Origin of the sequence: Paenibacillus sp. EKM211P, from assembly GCF_011066175.1 — a bacterium.
GTDB classification, from domain to species: Bacteria; Bacillota; Bacilli; order Paenibacillales; family Paenibacillaceae; genus Paenibacillus; species Paenibacillus polymyxa.
The window spans coordinates 278,324-300,985 of record NZ_JAAMNS010000001.1 but is presented as its reverse complement, the minus strand read 5'-3'; the positions used below and the strand labels follow the sequence as shown (position 1 = coordinate 300,985).

At 44.7% G+C, this 22,662-nt stretch carries 21 protein-coding genes; 6 read left to right on the top strand and 15 right to left on the bottom strand.

Translation table 11 applies throughout. The annotated features are described in order from the left end of the window. Window positions 1-20: 20 nt before the first annotated feature. Window positions 21-1,202 (bottom strand): NAD(P)/FAD-dependent oxidoreductase, encoded by a 1,182-nt coding sequence (locus G9G57_RS01380; protein WP_013373647.1) that lies wholly within the window; start codon window positions 1,200-1,202, stop codon window positions 21-23. 27 nt (window positions 1,203-1,229) lie between these two features. Further along, the gene (locus G9G57_RS01375) at window positions 1,230-1,661 is read right to left on the bottom strand and encodes a DUF1641 domain-containing protein (RefSeq protein ID WP_017426146.1); all 432 of its coding nucleotides are present in this window, start codon (window positions 1,659-1,661) and stop codon (window positions 1,230-1,232) included. A 500-nt stretch (window positions 1,662-2,161) separates the two neighbouring features. Between G9G57_RS01375 and G9G57_RS01370 the strand changes: the two genes are divergently transcribed. After that, window positions 2,162-2,557: a rhodanese-like domain-containing protein gene (locus G9G57_RS01370; protein WP_017426145.1), complete on the top strand. Its 396-nt coding sequence runs from the start codon at window positions 2,162-2,164 to the stop codon at window positions 2,555-2,557. A 31-nt stretch (window positions 2,558-2,588) separates the two neighbouring features. Here G9G57_RS01370 and G9G57_RS01365 read toward each other — a convergent pair whose 3' ends face one another. Next, the gene (locus tag G9G57_RS01365) at window positions 2,589-3,422 is read right to left on the bottom strand and encodes an HNH endonuclease (RefSeq protein WP_164964393.1); all 834 of its coding nucleotides are present in this window, start codon (window positions 3,420-3,422) and stop codon (window positions 2,589-2,591) included. Between the two features lie 261 nt (window positions 3,423-3,683). On the opposite strand from G9G57_RS01365, the gene G9G57_RS01360 reads away from it, so the two are divergent. Beyond that, window positions 3,684-5,177, top strand: a complete 1,494-nt coding sequence (locus G9G57_RS01360; protein WP_164964392.1) for an alpha-amylase — start codon at window positions 3,684-3,686, stop codon at window positions 5,175-5,177. A 63-nt stretch (window positions 5,178-5,240) separates the two neighbouring features. On the opposite strand, the gene gpmA is transcribed toward G9G57_RS01360, so the two are convergent. From gpmA to G9G57_RS01345, 3 genes are all read right to left on the bottom strand, one after another. Continuing rightward, complete coding sequence (gene gpmA, locus G9G57_RS01355; protein WP_016822688.1) at window positions 5,241-5,990, bottom strand: 2,3-diphosphoglycerate-dependent phosphoglycerate mutase; 750 nt, start codon at window positions 5,988-5,990, stop codon at window positions 5,241-5,243. A 161-nt stretch (window positions 5,991-6,151) separates the two neighbouring features. Further along, entirely contained in the window at window positions 6,152-6,892 is a 741-nt protein-coding gene (locus G9G57_RS01350) for a Bax inhibitor-1/YccA family protein (RefSeq protein ID WP_019688938.1), read from the bottom strand. Between the two features lie 149 nt (window positions 6,893-7,041). Further along, entirely contained in the window at window positions 7,042-7,329 is a 288-nt protein-coding gene (locus G9G57_RS01345; protein ID WP_013312533.1) for a hypothetical protein, read from the bottom strand. Between the two features lie 231 nt (window positions 7,330-7,560). On the opposite strand from G9G57_RS01345, the gene pepT reads away from it, so the two are divergent. Further along, complete coding sequence (pepT, locus tag G9G57_RS01340) at window positions 7,561-8,796, top strand: peptidase T (RefSeq protein ID WP_126666351.1); 1,236 nt, start codon at window positions 7,561-7,563, stop codon at window positions 8,794-8,796. A gap of 199 nt (window positions 8,797-8,995) precedes the next feature. Continuing rightward, window positions 8,996-9,832: a methyl-accepting chemotaxis protein gene (locus G9G57_RS26145; RefSeq protein WP_016822685.1), complete on the top strand. Its 837-nt coding sequence runs from the start codon at window positions 8,996-8,998 to the stop codon at window positions 9,830-9,832. 198 nt (window positions 9,833-10,030) lie between these two features. On the opposite strand, the gene G9G57_RS01330 is transcribed toward G9G57_RS26145, so the two are convergent. After that, window positions 10,031-10,906, bottom strand: a complete 876-nt coding sequence (locus G9G57_RS01330; RefSeq protein ID WP_017426141.1) for a hypothetical protein — start codon at window positions 10,904-10,906, stop codon at window positions 10,031-10,033. A 441-nt stretch (window positions 10,907-11,347) separates the two neighbouring features. Here G9G57_RS01330 and hxlA point away from each other — a divergent pair, with 441 nt between their 5' ends. Further along, window positions 11,348-11,983 (top strand): 3-hexulose-6-phosphate synthase, encoded by a 636-nt coding sequence (gene hxlA, locus G9G57_RS01325; RefSeq protein ID WP_013312540.1) that lies wholly within the window; start codon window positions 11,348-11,350, stop codon window positions 11,981-11,983. 5 nt (window positions 11,984-11,988) lie between these two features. Then, window positions 11,989-12,546 carry a 6-phospho-3-hexuloisomerase gene (hxlB, locus tag G9G57_RS01320; protein WP_016822682.1) on the top strand — a complete coding sequence of 186 codons (558 nt, stop codon included), beginning with the start codon at window positions 11,989-11,991 and terminating at the stop codon, window positions 12,544-12,546. A 124-nt stretch (window positions 12,547-12,670) separates the two neighbouring features. On the opposite strand, the gene G9G57_RS01315 is transcribed toward hxlB, so the two are convergent. The 8 genes from G9G57_RS01315 to G9G57_RS01280 all read right to left on the bottom strand — a co-directional run bounded on the left by G9G57_RS01315 (window position 12,671) and on the right by G9G57_RS01280 (window position 22,660). Continuing rightward, entirely contained in the window at window positions 12,671-14,794 is a 2,124-nt protein-coding gene (locus tag G9G57_RS01315) for an endo-1,4-beta-xylanase (RefSeq protein ID WP_113050064.1), read from the bottom strand. 104 nt (window positions 14,795-14,898) lie between these two features. Next, the gene (locus tag G9G57_RS01310) at window positions 14,899-15,822 is read right to left on the bottom strand and encodes a carbohydrate ABC transporter permease (RefSeq protein WP_016822680.1); all 924 of its coding nucleotides are present in this window, start codon (window positions 15,820-15,822) and stop codon (window positions 14,899-14,901) included. A gap of 464 nt (window positions 15,823-16,286) precedes the next feature. Then, window positions 16,287-17,267 (bottom strand): ABC transporter permease, encoded by a 981-nt coding sequence (locus G9G57_RS01305; protein ID WP_113050065.1) that lies wholly within the window; start codon window positions 17,265-17,267, stop codon window positions 16,287-16,289. Between the two features lie 14 nt (window positions 17,268-17,281). Then, window positions 17,282-18,949: an ABC transporter substrate-binding protein gene (locus G9G57_RS01300; RefSeq protein ID WP_013373663.1), complete on the bottom strand. Its 1,668-nt coding sequence runs from the start codon at window positions 18,947-18,949 to the stop codon at window positions 17,282-17,284. Window positions 18,950-19,178: 229 nt separating this feature from the next. After that, window positions 19,179-19,844, bottom strand: a complete 666-nt coding sequence (locus tag G9G57_RS01295; RefSeq protein WP_113050066.1) for an ABC transporter ATP-binding protein — start codon at window positions 19,842-19,844, stop codon at window positions 19,179-19,181. Window positions 19,845-19,853: 9 nt separating this feature from the next. Next, the gene (locus tag G9G57_RS01290; protein WP_013373665.1) at window positions 19,854-21,143 is read right to left on the bottom strand and encodes an ABC transporter permease; all 1,290 of its coding nucleotides are present in this window, start codon (window positions 21,141-21,143) and stop codon (window positions 19,854-19,856) included. Further along, window positions 21,124-22,182 carry an ABC transporter permease gene (locus G9G57_RS01285; protein WP_013373666.1) on the bottom strand — a complete coding sequence of 353 codons (1,059 nt, stop codon included), beginning with the start codon at window positions 22,180-22,182 and terminating at the stop codon, window positions 21,124-21,126. Before G9G57_RS01285 ends, G9G57_RS01290 begins: the two co-directional genes overlap by 20 nt. Window positions 22,183-22,252: 70 nt before the next feature. Continuing rightward, entirely contained in the window at window positions 22,253-22,660 is a 408-nt protein-coding gene (locus tag G9G57_RS01280) for a hypothetical protein (RefSeq protein WP_013373667.1), read from the bottom strand. Between the last annotated feature and the right edge of the window lie 2 nt (window positions 22,661-22,662).

Sequence of the window (22,662 nt, the reverse complement as noted above, 5' to 3'; positions counted from 1 at the left end):
TTTAATAAACCATATAAATATTAATAGGCCAATGCAAAAAGTCCTTTGATGTGGGACAAGTAACGGATGTTACTGCCTTCTTTCATCAAAGTAGCTACAGCGCCTTTCAGTTGGGTGCCATTCGCGCCTACAGTACCGATCGCGTCTGTTCTTCCCAAGCTGCCCAGTGTACCGGAGAACACTGGCGTAAAGCGTTCCATTTTCGCTCCGTTGAAATAAGCGAAGATGTTGTAACCAACTAATTCACCCATTTGCCAAGCCAACTGTGCAGTTGGAGGGTACGGACGCTCGCCTTCACCTGGGAACACTACTGCGCTGTCGCCAGCGAGGAAGATGTCTTCGTGGGAAGTCGATTGCAGTGCGCCATTCACAGTTGCACGACCACGGTTTACTTCGATACCGGATGCGCCAACCAGTGCATTACCTTGTACGCCGCCTGTCCAGATCAGTGTGTTCGTTTTGATCGAACGTCCGTCTTTCAAGAGAACTTCGTCAGCTTTCATTTCTGTAATCGGAACACCTGCTACGATTTGAACGCCACGTTTTTCAAGGCTTGTTACTGCACGATCAACCAGTGGTTGAGGGAAGCCTGCCAAAATAGATGGTCCAGCTTCTACGCAATACAAGTTGATATCTTCGTAGTTGATGCCTTTTTCACGGCAAACTGCAGGCAGTTTGTCAGCATATTCGCCCACCAGCTCAACGCCAGTCAGACCGCCGCCACCGATAACAATGGTAGCGTCCGCTTTGTTACCGGATTGCTTGTAAGCATCCAGACGAGCTTCCACATGTGCACGGATGCGATTAGCTTCTGCCACTGATTTCAGTGTGAAGCTATGCTCTTGCAGCCCCGGAATACCGAAGTATGCCGTTTCACTGCCCAGGGAAATAACGAGAGCGTCATAGCTCAACGTAGCACCACTGGCCAGAGTTACTTTCTTATCGTCCGGTTTGATTTCGGAAACAGTATCCACTTTCAGGATAATATCTTTGTTACGCAGCAGTTTTTCCAAAGGAAGCGCCACAGCTTTTTCGGCAATCGTACCTGCCGCCAAACGGTGCAGTTCCGTAATAATTTGGTGCGACGCAAAGCGGTTTACCACTGTAATGGTTGCTTGGCTAGCGTCCATATGCTGGCGTGCTGTAAGAGCGGCCAGCAATCCGCCGTATCCGCCGCCCAAGATCAAAATTTGCTTCGACATGTCCATCCTCCGTTCTCGATCAGGTAATTATTTGCTTTCGCGTTGGCGCTCATTCAGAATATCCAGGAAAGCCTGGCTGAAACGCAGCGTTTTTTGTACATTAGGATCTTTAAGCATTTTGAGCAGGCCAAACAGACCTACACTGCCGTCCGTAGTTTGTACACGGTCATTTGCTTCAATTGCAGCAGAAGCCAATCCTTTAGCCGAATCTGTAACAGGCTTCACAAACTCTCCCATGGAGTTTTTCATATCTCCGATAAAGACAGGGTCAGTTGCCAGACTGCGGGCTACATCATAAGCATCGGTCATCAAAGTAACCATCTCAGTCAACTTTGGCAGATTCTCTACCAGTACGGTCAGCGATTGCTGAACCTCCGGTTTCATCAATTGGTCCAATACATCCCGAGACTCTTTGGTAGCTTCTTGTGTTACGGCCACCTCTTGTTGGTTTTCAGACATGCGTGAACGTCCTCCTTTACTGTGAAAATAGAAGTCCATTCCTTTCTCGTAACCTGCATCATAAACTCTAGCAATAAAACGTTCAATGAATTCGCCCTTAAACATGCAAGAAGCACAGCTTAAACCGGCCTATACCCTAAAGGGCAAGACTGATGATCGCAGATGCCAATTGTATATTGCTTGGACGTTATTCTGTTGTTGTTACTGCTGCGGAATATCTCACGAAGCGCTCCCTCGTGACTACAACAGGCCGAAACGGAACCCTATACCTCTATATTACACCTTTCACAACCCAATCGTCGAAGAAATTTTAAATTTGCACAAATTTCTGCAAATTTTTTATTGTTATTTTAGATAAAAATTAGAATAAGCACGATTTTTGTCTAAGTTTACCTTAAAAAAAGGGGCATTTTATACTAGAGCTGGGTAATAGAGAGAGTGAGTTTCTGTTCATTAATATGAAAACCAATACAAAACATATTCCTACGGAGGGTTGAACGATGGCTAAAACATTTGCAGATATGGTTCAAGAAGCGAGGCAGCACGTTCAGGGCATTACTTCACAGGAGGCACGTCAGCGAATTGAATCCAATCCAGATACATTCGTTATCGACGTACAGGATTCTCATGATGCAGGTGCTTGCGGCCTAATTCGCGGTAGCGCCAATATTTCACTGGGTATGCTACCCATCCGCGCTGACCTGGACGTTCCACAAGATTTGCGTGATGAACGCTTACGTGACCGCAACCGCCCAATTATCACCACCTGTGGGGCAGGCGGACAAGCTGCATTGGCAGCTTATATACTGCAACAGATGGGCTTTACCAATGTGGCCTTTATTGAAGGCGGAACAACAGCCTGGAAGGAATCTGGCTTTGAAGTAGAGCTGTATTAAGGGAATGTAGCCGATTCCCCAGCAAATCGTCCTAGGTGCGTAAGGTGTCCTCAGAAGCATCGGAAGCACCAGAAGGTTCAAAATCATCCGGAATCGGCAGTGACACGCCAGACTCGATAAATTCCTCTACATCACGGGCTGCTTTAACTTGATTGCACTCGTTGCAGGCGCATACGCAATTTACTGGCGTGGTGTGTCCACCTTTAGCCCGTGGAAGTAAATGATCAATCGTGTCGCCATAGCCACCGCAAAAAAAGCACGTATAACGGTCACGTTTAAGCACATATTGGCGGAATTCCTTGTTGCTATAAAGTCTGCGGACCGTGTACGGATTTACAATCACCGCCATGCGTTCTCTGACCAGAGTCATCGCCAAATCAAGCTCAATCTCCTGATGCCAGCGTCTCCCTTGGTCGGTTTTGCCTCTTAGTCGAATCATGCCATTGCGATTAAGCCGCAACGCACGGGTATCCGCAGGCTTCAGCCTGCTAAGCAAATGACGAACCCGTTGCCGATGGCGCTCACGCGCTTTGTCCGTGACGGGCTTCCTACGGGGGCGTTGAGAATCATTAGAAGGCTGTGCGGACGCTTCCAGACCGTACGCAGTCGTACCTGCTTCGGAGCTATGCCGCTCCACAGGAGCAGCCAAGGGCTTCATTTCCTCATGGGAAGGAGCGGACGTAACCGCCCGTTCTTGCGGGACTAACCCCCGACAGGAACGACAAGGACCACGCCGGGAATAAGGCCCCGCCCGGCGACCGGTTCTGCGCTGAAAGTCTGTTAATGGTTTTATCTCCTGACAATACGTACATTTTTTCATCAGCGGTTCTCTCGCTTCATCCTTATTCTGCTGCGGATCTGTCACGTTCATCCCTCCTTCCCTTTCTTGTTCGAGCTTATGGTTTGCCCGAAATCCGAACTATAGCTAAGTTAGATTCATTTTACCGTTTTCACGTTTCCTTTTCTAGCCATCGAGTCGTTGTCATCACTCAAGGTATAACAAATTTTAATGATTTAGCATACGTTATATAGCGATCCATGTTCTTCATCAACATCATATTGACCATCAGACGTTTAGCCCCCCTCACTTGGTGGGTAACTTGTTATATATGAAGGAGGGACGCACATGAAAAGGAACCATACGATGATGCAATTTTTCGAGTGGAATGTCGCAGCTGACGGTTCTCACTGGAAAAAGCTTGCCCGCCTGGCACCGGAACTAAAAGCCAAAGGAATTGACGCGATATGGATTCCACCTGTCACCAAAGGCCAATCTCCTGAGGATACGGGTTACGGCGTCTATGACCTTTACGATCTGGGCGAATTTGACCAAAAAGGTGCAGTACGCACCAAATACGGAACCAGGGAAGATCTGCTGGAAGCTGTCGCATCCTGCGTTCGCCACGGCGTAGCCGTCTATGTCGATCTGGTCATGAACCATAAGGCAGGTGCAGATGAAACCGAAGTATTCAAGGTCGTCGAGGTCAACCCGGATAATCGTAATGAGGTCATTTCCGAGCCCTTTGATATCGAAGGCTGGACTAAATTTACATTCCCCGGCCGGCAAGGGAAGTATTCCACATTTCAATGGAACTTCGAACATTTTAACGGAACGGATTACGATGCAAGTCAGGACCGGACAGGAATCTATCGTATTTTAGGTAAAAATAAAAACTGGAGTGATAATGTAGATGATGAATTCGGCAATTATGATTATTTAATGTTCGCCAATATTGACTATAATCATCAGGATGTGCGTAAGGAAATGATCCGCTGGGGCAAGTGGCTGGTGGATACTCTACAATGCAACGGATTCCGTCTGGATGCAATCAAGCATATTAATCATGAATTTGTACGAGAGTTTGCTACAGAAATGATTAAAAAGCGTGGGCAGGATTTTTATATGGTAGGCGAGTTCTGGAAACCGGATCTGGAATCGTGTCAAAAGTTTCTGGATACCATCGATTATAAAATCGACCTGTTTGACGTATCCCTCCACTACAAACTACATAGCGCTTCCTTGGGTGGTAAGGATTTCGATTTAAGCACCATTTTCGAGGATACGCTGGTTCATACCCATCCCCTGAACTCGGTTACTTTTGTCGATAATCATGATTCCCAGCCGCATGAAGCGCTCGAATCCTGGGTGGAGGACTGGTTTAAGCCCAGTGCCTATGCACTCATCCTACTGCGCAAAGATGGTTATCCCTGCGTATTCTACGGGGATTACTACGGTATCCAGGGACAAACGCCTGTGAAAGGCAAGCAAGCTGAGCTAGACCCGCTCCTATATGCTCGGTACCACAAAGCTTATGGTGAGCAAAAAGATTATTTTGATGATCCCCATACGATTGGATGGGTTCGTCAGGGCATTCCTGAGCTGCACGGCTCTGGATGTGCTGTGGTGATCACCAACGCAAATGACGGGGAAAAGCGCATGTTCGTGGGTAAACAACATGCAGGAGAAAAATGGACCGATTTGACTGGGCATCACAATCATGACGTGAAGATCGAACAGGACGGCTACGGCGTATTTCCGGTTCGTGCCGGCAGTGTATCGGTATGGGCACTTCCTACCGAGGAAGACAGCCTGGAAACAGAGGATACCGCGAACGCTTAATGTATATCAACTCAAAGAGGACAGGATGCAAGGAAGCGCCCTGTCCTCTTTGTATATGAATAATCACTCCGTCACCTTGCTCTGGTTGGCCACAGCCTGTTTTTTTGCCTCTACATGACTCGGATCCCCAAGATAGAAGCGCCGTATAGGATCGATATGCTCATCCAGCTCATACACCAGTGGGATACCTGTCGGGATGTTCAAATCCAGCAGTGCAGTTTCGTCCAAATTCTCCATGTACTTGATCAAGGCTCGTAAAGTATTACCGTGTGCGGAAATGATAACCCGGTCCTTTTTGAGAATCAACGGCACGATCCGTTGCTTCCAAAACTCACCAACCCGATGCACAGTGTCTTCTAGGCTTTCCCCGAGCGGCAGCTCCTCCGGCTTAATATGGCGATAACGCTCTTCCCGATGTGGACTCCGTTCATCCTGCTCATCCAACATGGGTGGTCGCACCGTCAAACTACGCCGCCAAATATGAACCTGCTCCTCGCCGTATTGCACGGCGGAATCCAGCTTGCTGAGCCCCTGAAGAGCACCATAGTGGCGTTCATTCAGCTTCCATGACTTCTGCACGGGTATCCACAGATGATCCAGCTCATCCAAGATATGATACAACGTGCGGATAGAACGTTTTAGCACAGAAGCAAATGCCAAATCAAACGTATACCCAGCCTCCTTGAGGATACGTCCTGCCTCGATGGCCTCATGAGTTCCCTGTTCAGTCAGATCAACATCCGTCCAGCCTGTGAACAAGTTTTGTCGGTTATACACGCTTTCTCCATGCCTCACCAGCACCACTTGATACATATACCTCACTCCTCACCTATCTATCCTCTATGTTTTACCCAACTTCTATGTATTTAACGTAAAATGCATTTTTTAAACCGCCTTTTTCATACAAAAAAGGACGACATTCAGCCGCCCTTCTCTTCTCATCCTACTTAAACCATATGCAATAGTCGCAGACCTTAGTCCCTATTGCTAAGCTTAGCTAACAGATCCAATATTCGTACATATAGCCACACTAACGTTACCAGCAATGCAAAAGCACCATACCATTCCATATATTTGGGTGCGCCTTGATCAGCTTGTTCCTCAATGAAATTAAAATCTACGAGCAGATTCAAAGCGGCAATGATGACGATAAATAAACTAATGCCAATACCCACCCAGCCCGTTTCATGGATATACGGAACATTCATACCGAAAAAATTCAAAATAAAATCAACCAACGTCACCAGAAAAATAGCCATCGTACAGAGGACAACAAATGAGATAAAGCCACGTGTCACCTTGATGATTCGTTGTGTATACATAAAGAGCATCAAGAATAAGATACCCACAGTCAGCAAAATGGCATTAACTACAATTCCAGGGTACTCATACTCCATAAAAGCGGAAACGCCACCCAAAGCAAAGCCACTCAGAATCGCATATACAGGAGAAAGCAATGGAGCCGTTTTTGGAAAAAAGGATATCGCAAGTGCTACGCCTGCCATCCCAATAAAGCCTGCCGTCAGCAACGATAGCACCTCTACGGTTCCTTGGTAGGTCATATACCAGGTAATACTGCTAGAAACGATAAGTAGGACCAGCAGAAGTAACGTTTTGTTCACCGTTCCTCCGATGGTCATACGTTGTTCGCTAGCTTCTCTTTCATCTTCACGTAAAAAGATGTCATCACGTAAAACCGGATTGCTAAAGCTCATACAGGGTACTCCTTTTCGATGTGTTATTTGCGATGTCATATGTATATATCGGCACAACCTGAAAAAAGTTTCAGAAAATTTCAAACAATAAAAAAACTCTAACCTTGCCTTTCGGCAAAGCTAGAGTTAGAGGGTCAAGTCGTTACAGATTAAAAATCAGCGGTAGCAATTTGGATAGTACCTGTTACTGCTCCAACTGGAGTCGCCTGAAGAGCAGCTACCAGCAGCAAAGCAACTTCTAACGTAAGGCTGTTGCCCGCTGGGATTACATAAGTGATCACAGGAGCATTGACACGGGTAACCACAAGATCAACCGGATTGGCACCTGTATTATTCACAGTAATCGTAGCATTATTACCGCCTCTCAGATTTTCAAAGAAGGACTTACCCACACCAGCAGCAAGATTGTAGAATTGCGAAGGTAAAAGGATCGCCATAGTCTTCACCTCCCTTGCGTTTGATAATGTATTCTATGCTTCCAATCTATGAACGTAACGTTAAGTGACTCAGTAATAAGACACAATTTAAAAGACTCATAGATTAACATCTCTCTATATGTGCTACAAACAACCTTTCATTCTGAAAGGTTAAACCATTTTTTTCATATCATAAGCCTAATCATGATAAAATACGTACCATAATGGAAATGACCCAAGGAGGATAACCACATGAAACAGGAACTGATTGACCGCCTGACTACATATGTACAGGTAGATACCCAATCCGACGAAAGCAGCCACACATGCCCCACCACACCCGGACAGCTCACATTGGGCAACCTCCTGGTAGACGAACTGAAAGCCATCGGTATGACAGACGTAACCATTGATGATCATGGTTATGTGATGGCAACCCTTCCCTCCAATACGGATAAAGAAGTGCCCGTCATTGGTTTTCTGGCACACCTCGATACGGCTACTGAACTAACTGGCGCAGGAGTAAAGCCACAGTTGACGGAGAACTATGATGGGGGCGATATCACGCTGAATGCCTCACTTGGTGTAGTCCTTTCTCCACGTGAGTTTCCCGAATTGACTCAATATAAAGGCCACACCCTGATCACAACAGATGGCACCACCCTGCTCGGTGCAGACAACAAAGCCGGCATCGCAGAGATCATGACAGCAATCCACTATCTGATTGATCATCCCGAAATTCAACATGGCAAAATTCGCGTTGCTTTTACACCGGATGAAGAGATTGGAAGAGGACCTGAACGCTTTGATGTAGCCGCTTTTGGCGCTGAATATGCTTATACGGTAGACGGCGGACCGCTCGGAGAGCTGGAGTATGAGAGCTTCAACGCCGCGGCTGCTCATATTACCATTCATGGTGTAAATGTACATCCCGGTACGGCTAAAAACAAAATGATCCACGCTGCCAAAATCGCTATGGAACTGCACAGTAGATTACCTGTGAATGAAGCCCCGGAATATACAGACGGGTACGATGGCTTCTATCATCTGTTGGAGTCTACTGGCACAGCAGAACAAGCCAAACTATACTATATTATCCGCGATTTTGATCGTGAGAGCTTTGAGAACCGGAAAGCTTATTTGACAAATATCGTAAAAGAGCTCCAGGCTGCCTATGGAGACAACCGTATTACGCTGGAGCTGAGAGACCAGTATTACAACATGAAAGAGAAAATTGAGCCTGTCAAGCATATCGTCGATATCGCTCATGAAGCAATGACGAAGCTGAATATTGAACCCATTATCAAGCCGATTCGTGGAGGCACAGACGGTTCACAGCTGTCTTACATGGGACTGCCTACACCGAATATTTTCACAGGTGGGGAGAACTATCACGGTAAGTATGAGTATGTGTCAGTGGACAACATGGTGCTTGCCACCAAGGTTATTGTGGAAATCGCACAATTGTTCGAGCAACGCGGCAAGTGAACCACTTTTACACACACTGACACGTTTAGATTAAATATGAAGGCATATCGTTTCGTAATGGAAACGATATGCCTTTTTTATTGAAGCTCTCATATCCCCTTTAAATTTTCGATACCTTTATAACTTTTATCCGTCTTCAGACCGACAATTATATAAGACTATAAAAAATATATTTAGTAAAGAAAGGTAGGCAGTCCACTTGAATACAATAGATGCATTAATTGTAGCCATTCCCTACATACAACAGGTTATGCGTGAGAAAGTAACCCTTGCTCTCTTCGACCGCACTCACGTTCTTGCTTACACCCAATCAGAGGGTATGGACCTCGGCTTTGAAACAGGCTCGGAGCTGCTGGAGGACTACAAAAATTTTGCCATGCTTAAAAATGGACATGAGGCCAGCTTGACCCACATTCCGGCTGAAGTCCTGGGATATCCTCTTGATATGATCAGTATTCCTGTGTTTGACGATAAAGGGGACGTCATCGCAGCGTTTGCCGCCTCCTATAATTTGACCAACAAAAATCAACTGGATCAAATCGTATCCGAAAACCTCTCCATTACCGAGCAACTCATTGAGATGGTGCAGCATGTAACAGCGCATTCGGAGGAGCTACAGGCTACCAGTGAACACATTTTGAAGAACACCCAAATTGCTGTACAAAACTCGGGTAAAATTAATCAGGTTGCTGTATTTATCAAAGAAATTTCCGATCAAACCAACCTGCTTGGATTGAATGCTGCGATCGAAGCCGCACGTGTCGGAGAAGCAGGAGCAGGCTTCGGTATCGTTGCTCAAGAAGTACGCAAGCTGTCCGTAGAGTCCAAAAAAGCGACGGTCGATATCGAGGGAGCCCTTAAGGATGTACAGAACTCCATTCGTCAGATGGAGCAGGAAATAGAGCAAATTGTTTCTTCTTCTCAAGAGCAGGCGACTCTGGTAGGCTCTTTCACCGAAGTCATGGAGCGTATGCAAAAGGCGAGCGAAACGATGCAACATCTGGCCGATAACCTGACTTCCTATATTGTAAAATAAATAACATCGTTACTTTGCATGAGAAAGGGGAGCGCACTGATCCGCAAATGGCGAAAAAGTGCGCTCCCCTTATTTACACAATCCCTACTGGGTATGACGATCGAAGTCTGAAATCAAGCTGTAAAAGAAAAAACACCATGATTCGAAGGATGCACGGAGTCTAAATCTCCCAATGTATTTCCTATCGGAAGAGCAACACTAAGAAACGCTAAGACCATAGTTATCGAGCTTAATGCCTTTTTCATTATGAAGCCCCCTTAATAAAATGGTTTGGTATTGCTCTTGCTGGGACGGTGTTGCCAAATCTCGGTAAGTTTCGAATAGTGCAACCAGTGTTCTAAAATCGGCATCGGCTTCTACCCCAATAGAGAATTGCAGAGAAACAAGGATATAATTCAATGCAACGATATACTGCTTCTTTTTCAAATAGTAAATAGCTAATTGGTTGACCAGTTTCAAATAATATACGCGGTTGGCTCTATCTTCATAACCTTCAAATATCTCAATATCATCGGCAAACTCGTTCAGCAGTTCATCAATCTCCCAATCGTTCAAGTTAGCTGCTTCAGTAATACCAACCAATCCTGGTAGTAGCTCCTCGTCATTGTTGTGAAGAAACTGAACATATTCCGGTAAAAGTTCCTTCTTCCCCAAAAGTAAATCAATCATATATAAATTGGCCTTGGCGAGAAAACGGAATCTCTCTACTTCTTCGTGACCGCTTTGATCCAGCCCCATAAACCAGCCCATTTCGCTATACTTCATAATATAATCTCTGGCTTCCTCATACTGGCCTATATTCTGATAATAAATCGATTTCGCTAGATAACTGTAAGCATAATAAAACACCAGCGGGTGTTTGGTGTCCAATGTCTCATACTTGCCGTCCGCAGCATTTCTCAGTTGGGTGTGATACAGGCTTTCAGCCAACGAATGCAAATAATCCGCAACCTTGTTCGCTTCATCCCAATCATTATGCGTGTAGCTGATTCTAAATAACTCGCAAGCTTTATCAAGCGCGTGGCTGTCCGACAACAAATAAATAGCTCCCCTTTGATTCAGGACCTCTTCCACTAAACCCCGCCTCCCTATCCTGAAAATTACGGTCACCCCTAGCCTTGTGGCTATTCTTCAGGGTAGTTATGCTATTAGCCCCATTTTTACATGCCAGTATATTACAAATATAGTCAAAGCCTAACTTGAAGTCAATTTAATCATCGGTACATTCATATTTTTGCAATCTGACATGGATATGTATATTTACGAGTCACGAATAGAGGATTTTCATTATTGAAATAATGCTAAAGAAGACAAAAGGTGGGCTCTCTTATGGGTGGTTTTTATGATCTATAGTATCGTCAGGGTAACTACGTTACGAATTAGTGCGTACTTTTCAACCGAATACCGGGGCCTTACAATCAAACCTGTGCACGAAAGCAAAGTATAGAGTACGACTCAACAAAGCATGTACCTGTTCATCCAAATACAATTCACTTAAGGAGTGAAGTTAATAACATGGAACTTCAATTGGCTTTAGACTTGGTAGATATCCCACAAGGTATTGCATTGGTAAAAGAAGTGGAATCGTATATTGATATCGTAGAAATCGGTACGCCGATTGTCATCAATGAAGGACTTCACGCTGTAAAAGCAATGAAAGAAGCATTTCCCAATCTAAAAGTGCTGGCTGACCTGAAAGTTATGGACGCAGGGGGATATGAAGTGCTGAAAGCTTCCGAGGCTGGTGCCGATATTGTGACGATTTTGGCTGTAGCTGAAGATGCAACGATCAAAGGTGCTGTAGAAGAAGCTAAGAAACAAGGCGGCAAAAAAATCCTGGTGGACATGATCGGTGTTAAAAACCTGGAGCAACGTGCGAAAGAAATTGATGCTTTAGGCGTTGACTACATCTGTGTGCACACAGGCTACGATCTGCAAGCGGAAGGACAAAGTCCGTTCGAAGCATTGCAAACCGTCAAAAAAGTCGTAAAAAACTCCAAAACAGCCGTAGCTGGCGGCATCAAGCTGAGTACATTGGCTGAAGTGGTAAAAGCTCAACCGGATCTGGTTATCGTAGGCGGCGGTATCACTGGCGAAGACGACAAAAAGGCTGTAGCCTCGCAAATGCAGCAGCTCATTAAACAAGGTTAATCCTAATGGAGACCTCTCAATATTTATCCGAGGTAATCAAGGAGCTGCAATTCGTTCCACAGCTAATCAGCGATACCGAATCGGAACAGCTGATCCACTCCATCGCTGCTGCGAATAAGGTATTCGTAGCAGGAGCGGGGCGCTCAGGGTTCATGATTCGCTCGCTGGCCATGCGGCTGATGCATATGGGAATTCAAGCTTACGTCGTTGGGGAAACCGTAACCCCTGGTTTAAGCGAGGGAGATCTGCTGATTATCGGTTCAGGCTCTGGTGAAACTAAAAGCCTAGCCTCCATGGCAGACAAAGCGAAAAAACTCGGGGCCTCACTGGCGCTCCTTACCACCTCCCCCGAGTCCACCATCGGCAAACTGGCCGATATCATCGTTAAGCTGCCCGGCGCACCCAAGGACCCATCCAACAAGAATTACCAAACCATTCAGCCCATGGGCTCACTGTTTGAACAAACCCTGCTGCTGTATGGCGATGCGTTGGTACTCAGAACGATGAAGCTGCGCAAGCTGACTTCCGAATCCATGTATGGTCAACACGCCAATTTGGAATAAAACTGCTTTTTCCTTTACGATACAAAGCAGGCTGTCCCTACATGTCCGAGCATGTAAAGACAGCCTGCCTATTGTGTTTAAATGAAGTAAAATCTTAGTCTTCTACTCCTCTGTCTCAAATCATTTATTCATTACTCCCTACTGGCAGCGACGGCACTTTGGATGGATCAACCAGCGCCCAATATGCATATTTGGCCTTTAACCGTTCATCAAACAGCAGCGGCTTATCCAGCCGGGCAATCGGGAATGTACTGAGCCACGTATTGCCATCATCTGTTCCCCAAATGGTCACATTGCTGAGATGCTCCTGCTGTCTTGTAAACATATCGAACAGCGCCTGATAACGATGAGCCTGCCGGATCAGCAGGACGTCCGGGATCGTTTCGTAGCGATCCGTATCATTAGAGTAGAGGCCCATATCCAGCTCTGTGATCTGATTATCCAGCCCGAGTGAAGCAAACTTTTCGATGGATTGCTCGATTTCGGCAATAGTAGGGAACTCCAGGCGGATATGCGATTGGTGACCTACGCCATCAATCGGTACACCTTTGGCAAGCAAATCACGCACCAGATTGTACAGAAAATCCCGTTTCTTCGGTTCATGGGTATTGTAATCGTTAATGAACAACCGCGCGTTTGGCCCCGCCACTTCCCTCGTGACACGGAACGCTTTTTCAATATAATCGGTTCCTGTAATCTGATACCACTTGCTACGGCGCATGCCGTCTGGCTGATCAGGATCAATGACCTCATTTACCACATCCCAATCGGTAATGACATTTTTATACCGGGCCGCAACGGCGCGAATATGCGTCTCCAGGCGGTCCAGCAAAAGCTTTTTATTCTCAGCAGTCGGCGTCATCGGCTGTCCATTTTTGTCCTTAAACATCCAATCTCCGGTCTGGTTATGCCACACTAAGGTATGGAAACGGATTTCCAATCCATGCTGTCTGGCAAATTGCACAATTTGGTCTGCTTCCTCCCAATGAAACTGTCCCTCAGATGGTTGCAAGGAGACAGGCTTCATCGCATTCCCTGCAACGACGCTGTTAAAATGCTTCTGTACCAGTTCTCCGTAAGCCCCTTTGGTCTGGAAAGCCTCAATCGCTGTGCCGATGCTGAACTGTCCCTGATATAATCCATGCAAAGCAGGTATGTCCTTTTCAATCGCCAGCGGCGGCACCAGCGACAATTCGAAATCATCCATATAAAAGGAAGACGTCCCTTCTGGCGATTCCAGGTACATAGAAACGGTATCTGCATCATGTGCGAGCGTATACGTACCAGACAAATACACCCATCCCCCTGTCGTGACAGCCGTATCGCCTACAACCGTTTCATATGCACTTTGACCTTGGTAATCACGCTGTGCACTGAGCCTCACCTTAGCAGGCTGCTCACCCGGAGCCAGCTTCACCCAGGCACTGACCGTATATCGGTTGCCTTTTTGCATTGTGGCAGTCACGTCCAGCTTGGGTCCGGCATATGCCTTTTGTCTGCCCGTTGTCAGCAGACTGTATGAGCCGGTCCGTGCATCGGCATTCGAGACCTGCACGGTCTCGTCTCCCAAGCGGGATACCCATCCTTGGGCTGTACCGTCTTCGAATCCGGATACGATCCCACTTGTAGGATTCGTTGGTGTTACTGATACCTGTCTAATTTCCACATCATCCACATAGTAGGCCTGAGCGGGATTCGAGTTCTTCACATATAGCTTCAATGCATTCATCTCCCCGGTAAACGTATATCTCCCCTGAAGCTTGATCCACGAAGTATCTGCTGTTTCCGTCTGTGCTACAGTCTTCCATGCTGTAGTCCCCCCTGTCGACTGCTGCTCCAGCGTAAGCTTAATCACGCTTGGAATTGCCGCATTGCCGTCCAGTTTCACATACCCGCTAATTTCATACTCCACATCCGGCAGCAGCAGCGGCTTCACATCCAGCTCTGCTCCGTTCCAAGCCGCCGTACGAGCGGTTGCCTTCAGACTGTGCGTGCCGCCATAGGCCGCTTCCGTGACGGATGCAATTTGGGTATAAGCTCCCCGGGGCTTCCAGCCGTCACTGTTTCCTTGCTCAAATCCATACGCTCCAATGATCTTCCCTGCCGATAGCACCTTGTCCGAAACCGACGGAGAATGTTCCATAGACGAAGCTGCCTTCGCTACAGACGTTCCCCACCATCCGATAGGTGATAACAACAGCACTCCAGCCAGCACTAGACAAAAAGGCGTATACCAACATGACCGCACAGCAATCCCTCCTGCACTCAAATTTTTGAATTCATATTTGGCACTCTTGGGTTATAGTTATCTGCGGATTGGAAACGGCTCTTAGAATGAATGTAAAATATTCACTATCCTTTGACGCCTCCCAAGGTCATACCCTTCACAAAATATTTTTGTAAAAACGGATAGACTAAAATAATAGGCACTGAAGCAACAATCGTCATCGTGGCACGAATAGAGGTAGGCGTAACCGCCTTCGCCAAATTTTCCGACCCTGCAAATTGGCTGGCATAGTCCTGAGCGTTAACGGACGTATTGGAATTTTGCAGAATTTTCATCAGCTCATATTGGAGAGTGCTCCATTGCTCATACGACGAATTGTACAAAAATACATCGAACCAGGAATTCCATTGCGAGACCGCCGTGAACAGGGATACCGTTGCCAGCACTGGCACACACAGCGGCAAAACAATGCGCATAAAAGTAGCAAACTCCCCAGCCCCATCAATACGTGCCGACTCCAAAATTCCCTCTGGCAATCCCTCAATAAAGGAGCGAATGACTATGACATTAAACACCCCGATCAAGCCCGGCACGATGTACACCCAAAAGGTTCCCAGCATCCCAAGCTCACGAATCAAGAGAAAATTGGGGATCAATCCACCGCTAAAATACATCGTTAAAATAAAAGCAATCGAAACAAATTTGCGCAGCACATATTCCGGTCGGCTGATCGTATACGCCACCATTGCGCAGCAAAACACTGAGGTCACTGTACCCGCGACCGTACGTAATACAGAAATTAACGTAGCATGAAAAATCGTCGCTTCCTTGAATACAAATTCATAATTACTCCACGTGAATTCACGCGGCCACAAATAAATCCCACCCCGAATCGAGTCATTCGCTTCATTTAATGAAACCGCCAACGTATTTAAAAATGGATACAGCGTGAACACCATTAGGCATAGCATAAACACAACATTGCACGCATCAAAAATCCGATCCGAGGGCGCCCGAAATCGCCCGTGTATGGCCTTCCCTTTGCCCATGACTTCCTCTCCTTTCTAAAAAATAGCCTAGTCCTGCACTTAAATCCGATTGATTATTCTTAGAGTTTGTTGGTACTGTTACTTGGAACTATCATTTTGAGTGGTTATATCTAGTGGCAATTGGAGTGAATTATGTGGATTATTTTTGGGACTATAAGAAGTCGTGTTGTAGTTCGTTGGTAAGGTCTTGATGAGGTCCGCGAAGCGGCCTGTTAAAAATCCACTGACCTTCCCTGTAGAATGGATGAGCAAGTTCCCCTGCTACAACCCTCAGTTCTTAAAAAATGACTTTACGGAGGATAGCAGCGGAGCGGGCGGAATTGTTCTAAAGAAGCGGAGCGTTCACCTTTATTCCCGGATTTTAACCTATGATTTTTATTCCAATAAGAGAATCCGGGGATAACAGTGATCGGAAGAACAATCCGCACGCGAAGCGACCTTCTCCCCCGTAACTCACTCTTTTTTTAGAACAACCGCTCCTCCCCTAACCGCTTCGCAATATGATTGGCGCTAAACAACAGAATGAAGCTAACCACCGTTTTGAACATTCCAGCAGCAATGGAAAGCGAAAAGTTCCCCATCTGGATACCATATTTCAGGACGAAAATATCTAAGTTTTCCGAGTAATCCACGTTCATGCCGTTGCCCAGTAAATATTGCGGTTCAAAGCCTGATTCCAGCAGGTTGCCAATGTTCATAATGAGCAGGATGATAAATACAGGCTTTAATCCCGGCAAGGCCACATGCCAAATCCGCTGAAACCGCCCTGCTCCGTCCATCTCGGCCGCTTCATACTGCGAGGGGTCAATCGTGGTCATCGCGGCCAAATAAATGATGGTATTCCAGCCGACATTTTTCCATACCTCCGACGCTCCGAGAATCCCCCAAAAGTAGCTTCCCTCACCCAACCACAGAATAGGTTCCTTAATGAGTCCAAGCCACATCAGCACCTCATTGACAATGCCGCCGTCTGCTGATAGCGCCGTACTAATAATGCTGGCCGCAACTACCCACGAAATAAAATGTGGCAAGTAGCTGATCGTCTGCACCACTCGCTTAAATACAATCTGACGAAGCTCATTCAGCAAAATTGCTAGTGTTATAGCGGTAACAAATCCCAGCACCAGATTAATAAAGCTCATCGCCAGCGTATTGCGCATCACCCGCAGAAAGTGTTCATCCTGAAATAGAAAACGGAAATGCTTCAATCCAACCCATTGCTGATCAAGCAGCTTGCGGGCAGGCTTAAAATCCTGGAAGGCAATCGTCCAGCCCCAAAGAGGCAAATATTTAAAAATAAACAGCCAGATTAAAAAAGGGACGGACATCCATACGAGTGCACGCTGCTGGTTCAGCTTGTGTATAAATCCCCTAAAGCCGGTTCGCCGTGAGGACGGCAAACGACCCGAGGAGGTCGTAACAGGTGGCGGTGACGTGTAGCTCATAGCTGCTTCCTCCTTTATTTTTTCCCGACCGTCTTGACTTTTTTGGCAACCTCCTTCGTGATCAGTTCCTCAAAAGCCTTCACATCCAGCTTGTTAAACTCGGTGGTGTATTCATTCCAAATGGCATCAAACTGTGCCGGTGCAGACAGCACCAAGCGCGGGAAATATTTGCGCTGCAGGTCTCCCTTTTTTTGCTGAAAGATCTGCGCTGGTGAGCCTTGGGCAACCTGAATGCTCCAGGCTGGGAACCATGGACGTTCGTCAGGTGCGGAAAACATCTGCGAGAAGGACTCTACACCGTTTGCTTTTAGCAGCTTTTTATCACCTTCGGTATACGACATACGCGCAACCTCAGGCTGCCGTCCGGGGCTAGCCGAGTTGCCGTCGGGCAAGGAAGAACCGTTACCGTATCGCGGCCAGCTGTATTCAAAATATTTGAACCCAAATGAGTCACGGAACGCATCCTCACCCGTCTTTTTAATTTGCTCCTTGGTCCGATAAAAGCGCCCATTTTTATCTACATCATAGGTTTCACCTTTGATCCCCCAGTTGGATAATACTTGGTTTTCGTCGGTCAGCAGATTGTTGAAAAATTTGATAATACGTACCGGGTCCTTGGCACTGACTGTAATTCCAATGCCTCGGTTATTAACAAATGACGACGGATCAAGATACTGATCCTTTATATTCCGGTCGTATACAACAGGCAGCCCTACATATTCCAGATCATCATTACCCGATCGCTTGGAAGCCTCCTGCAGGTTATTTAGAGCCTGCCCTGCCTGCCAGCGGTAATCGAAAAAGCCCAGCACCTTGCCCGAGGTCAGCTTCGCCAAATATTGATCGTAATTGTCCACAAAGGACGATTTATCGAACAGGCCCTCTGCGTTAAGCTGATTTAGCTCTTTCAGGTACCGTTTAGTGATGTCCTTATCTCCATAATCCGTCGCCTGGTGTGTTTTCATATCAATAATTGTGCCGCCATCGTTGGGATAGCCTGCCAGATGCATCGGCGCATTCGTAAGCGCATAAAACCTATCCTGCGTGGTTAGCGCCAAGTACCCGGTTAATCCCTCGTCTGCATGCTTTTTCGTATAGTTCCGAATCAGAGCCAAGTACTCATCTAACGTTTTTATTTTTGGATATCCCGCCTCCTTCAACACTCTGCGCTGTATCCAAAAAGCTCCCTGCTCTATGTTAGGAGCAGACAAATAATCGCCGACCACCGCGCTAAACGGCAGGAAATAGATATTCCCATCCTCCGCTTTCATCAGGTTGTAGTAGGGTCCGTATACACGCTTGATATTTGGCCCATATTTGTCGATCAAATCATTCAGGGGAATAAAAGCCCCGGCATCCAGCAGTTTATCAATCGTCCCATCCGGTACAATTACGTCCGGGTAATCGTTGCTTGCAATAAACGTGCCAATCTTCGTATTCGAATCCCCTACCAAATGCTCCAGCTTCCAGTTCACGCCGGTCTGATCTTCCAAAACTTTTCCGATCCGCGTTTCATTGGTATTAATGTCTCTTCCCGCCGTGGCATTAAAATACGTGAACGTGACCTTCTCCTTGCTATCTCCCGACGCAGGCTCCTTATCCGAGCTCCCTGAGCAAGCAGTGATCATAGATGCCATCATAACCATTACCAGACTGATGATTCCGAACCTTTTGCTTGTCATGCCAGACCTTCCCCTTTCGGCCTCTTTTGTCAATTATGTGTGAATATCATGCGCACGCCCCTTGAACAACGAGATCCCGCGCACCCTAAATTGTAAGCACTTTCATTTTATAAAATGCCGTTCATCTTGTTCACCTGTCAATCTAAAGGTGTTACTTAGGAAACTATAGGTGAAGGTCCTTCAAAGCAAATGGACGCCAATCCAGCATCGGCGTCCATGACAAAACAAATTAGTAATAACGTATTTTCCCTTCTTTGATATAAATCGTTTCATCACATGCATCTGCGACTTGCTGGTCATGCGTTACGACTACAATAGTTTTCCCCTGTATATTTAAATCCTTGAAAATACCCAAAATATTCTGTTCAGAGTGTTCGTCAAGGGAACCTGTCGGTTCGTCAGCCAGTATAATTTCTGGTTCTTGAACAAGAGCTCTTGCTATCGCCACCCGCTGCATTTCACCACCAGACAACATATCAACAGAATGAAAACTTAACTTTTCTAACTCTAATGCTTCTAAAACATCTTCCACCATATGACTAATCTTTGCTTTAGGGTATTTACTATATTTTAGGGGTAAAGCCACATTATCGAACACATTTTTGGTATCAATCAGAGCATAATTTTGTAAAATAAATCCTATTTTTTCTCTTCTGAAATCTGCTAATTGATTTAGAGTTTTAGTAGTCAGATCTTCTTGCTCATACATGTAAGTCCCACTGTCCGGTTTGTCTAATCCAGCAATTATATTTAGCAAAGTGGATTTTCCTGAACCGCTCCTACCCATAATTGCTGTCATAGAGCCCCTTTTAATACTCAAATCCACACCCTTTAATACTTCCAAAACCCTCTCCCCCACCTTAAAAGTTTTGTGAAGATTATTTATTGTAATCATTAAAACCAATCACTCCATTCGTTTTAAAAACATACTAACCTGCAACTTCCTCGTCTTGTAGTAAAGTAGAAGTGTAGACAACGCGAATATAATTAGCATACTCAGCAATATCGTGATGAAGTAACTACCCATTTTAAAGTTAATAAGATAAGTATACAGAAATAGACTAATTAAACCTGGAACTATCACCAAAAATGCTATCTCTGCAATAAAATAGAAAAGTATATTCATTATCGTTGCTCCAGAGATCAAGTGAATAGATAAGTTTTTCATATTTTTTTCTAATTTAGTTACCATTAAAATCGAAATGCTGAGAATACACACCACAAATATAGTTATAGTTATAACACTGAGTACCATGATATTCTCGTGTAGCGCTGAAAAAATAAAATTTAATGGTGGGCTGTTTGCTCCAAGAACTTGGGTATCATAAAAACCAGTCTTTTTTTGGGCTTCTTCTACCTTGCTCCTTACAAAGTACTCGGTTTCCGAACTCCAAATGTCCCCATTTATCATTTGGAGATAGTGTTTCTGTTGAAAGTTAAAGTCTTCCTTAGTATCTGGGACACTTGTAAACTGTTGTGCGGGCATAATAATATACCGATCAAGATATATTTCCGGGTTATTAGCATTAAAAACAAGTGAATCCTTTTTAACAAACCCTTTTACATAAAACTCAAAATCTTTTAACAAATATTTCCCTTTTAAAATATCTCCTACTTTATATAGTTGCTTATATTCTGCTCCTAGGAGTACAGGAATGCTTGTATGACCCACATGATTAAAATCATGTGCGGTCAAGTTCTCCCCCTCATCTGTTTCAATGGAAAACTGATCTAGTCCTTGTTTATTAATTTGTAAAGCTTTTATAGAAACATAAGGGCCTTTGTTATTGATAGTAAAGACATTCGGTTCAAATCCTTGTTCATAATCCTGTGAAAATTTTGCCTTGTCCGCTCCTTCAAAATGAATGAGGTCAACAGGCTGCGTAAAAATGTAGATATACTTCTCACCTATATGTTTCTCTACATAATTATAAAAATTTTTAATTTTGGTTAAGAACATCGGTTGATTCATAAGTTCTTTTAATTCATCACTATTCGTTAGAGTGTCTGATAACTGGAAACTGTCTTGTGCCCCTAAGGCTGCTGTTTTACTTGATTTCGTAACTAAATGATTAAAATTCAAAAATAAAACAGTAACTAAAAAAAACAAAATAGTAATTTGAAGGAGAATAAATATCGTTGTACTTTTGTTCTTTTGTACGCTTTCTAAAACTTCACTGTATACCATTCTCATTTAAACTTAAGTCCTTTCCTGATCTACCTATCCTTTTGACAGTAACGGATATGGAAAGATAAGAAGATAAGAGAATTAATACGTAGCCTATAAGCAGATATTGTACGTACAGTTCAATATTTTCTATTGAAGCCCCAGCGATCAAAAATAAGAAAAGGCTTATTGTACACATAAGCAAATAAGACAGGGAGACGGCTACATAATATCGTTTGGAAAATTTCACTATCGCTTTCTCTGACTTAATTCCCATAATCCATAACCAAGTTATTTCAGTTTTCTTTTTATCGTACCAATTCATAGTAAATATAACACTGGAGCAAACCAACAACAGAAATACAGTAATTATGATCGTATTACGATATATGTCTATGCCCACATATCTCTGTGCTCCAGCATCACCGCGGTCAAATACATTCACCTTAGCGCTTAAGTTTTCAAAAATTAAATATCCATTTTTGATAACAGAGGACACTGCGGGAGAATTTAGTACATAGATATTATTTAGGTGAGTTTGTTGACCAAGGGCATCCAAGTTTAGTAGCACCGTTGTATCCAGAGTTGATGGATAGGCCGCCCCCATAGAACCTATGACTTCAAATTTTTTTCCTTGGAACAGATAATACCGTCTCCCGTCAAGAGACGTAAGTGCTGATTCAGCAATATGTTGTCCAATTACAGCATACCTATGATCACTATAAAAATCGTCCTCATTAAAAAATCTCCCTGCAACAATTGGTGGCTTATATGTATCCTCTTTATAATAAAGAGCTCGCACATTCATTTCCCCAGTTTCAAGCTCCTTGAATATGGTAAATGGGTACGTAGTTCGGAGCTTACGCCAGTCCAATTCGTGAGCAGAATTTTGATCTACCATAAAGAATAAACTATTTTCTTGGTAAAGACCTCTGGACAAGGAGTCTAATTCTTTTTGTTGTACCATGTAATAACTCACAGAGATCATAATCATACTCAATAAAAAATACAGTACGAATATTGGTATTAGTCCATTTCCGGAAATTTCCTTCAGCTTACTTTTCATTTCAAATACCTCTCGTAATAAAAGGTGAAATTGTTAAAGAAATAACAATCTCACCTTCTTTAATTTTTAATTATTCTTGGCTACCGCCGTAAAAAGTTCTCGCTACAAGAATAGCTTCACCATAACCAGTGACAGCCCTGGTACGATCCCACCCCCATTGTCTGTCGCTATCAAGACGTACACTTCCTGCCCAAGTTAATTGTGCTCTGGAATAGTGGTATTCACCCTCCCACTTTGTTATAGCAACTGCTCTTTCTAAATCTGAATTTCCTGGCTTAGCTTCCGTATAACCTTGGTGATCTGGAACACTTTTCGCAGCACGTAAGGAAAGCTCTTGACGAGAATTATTATTAGAAAAATTACCCTTCCCTTCAATCCAACCTCCTTCAATGGTACTAGAAGCATAAGCAGAGGCGGAAATTGAACCAATAATAGCAACAACCGCTAAGGACTTAATTAACTTTTTAGTAAACTTCATAC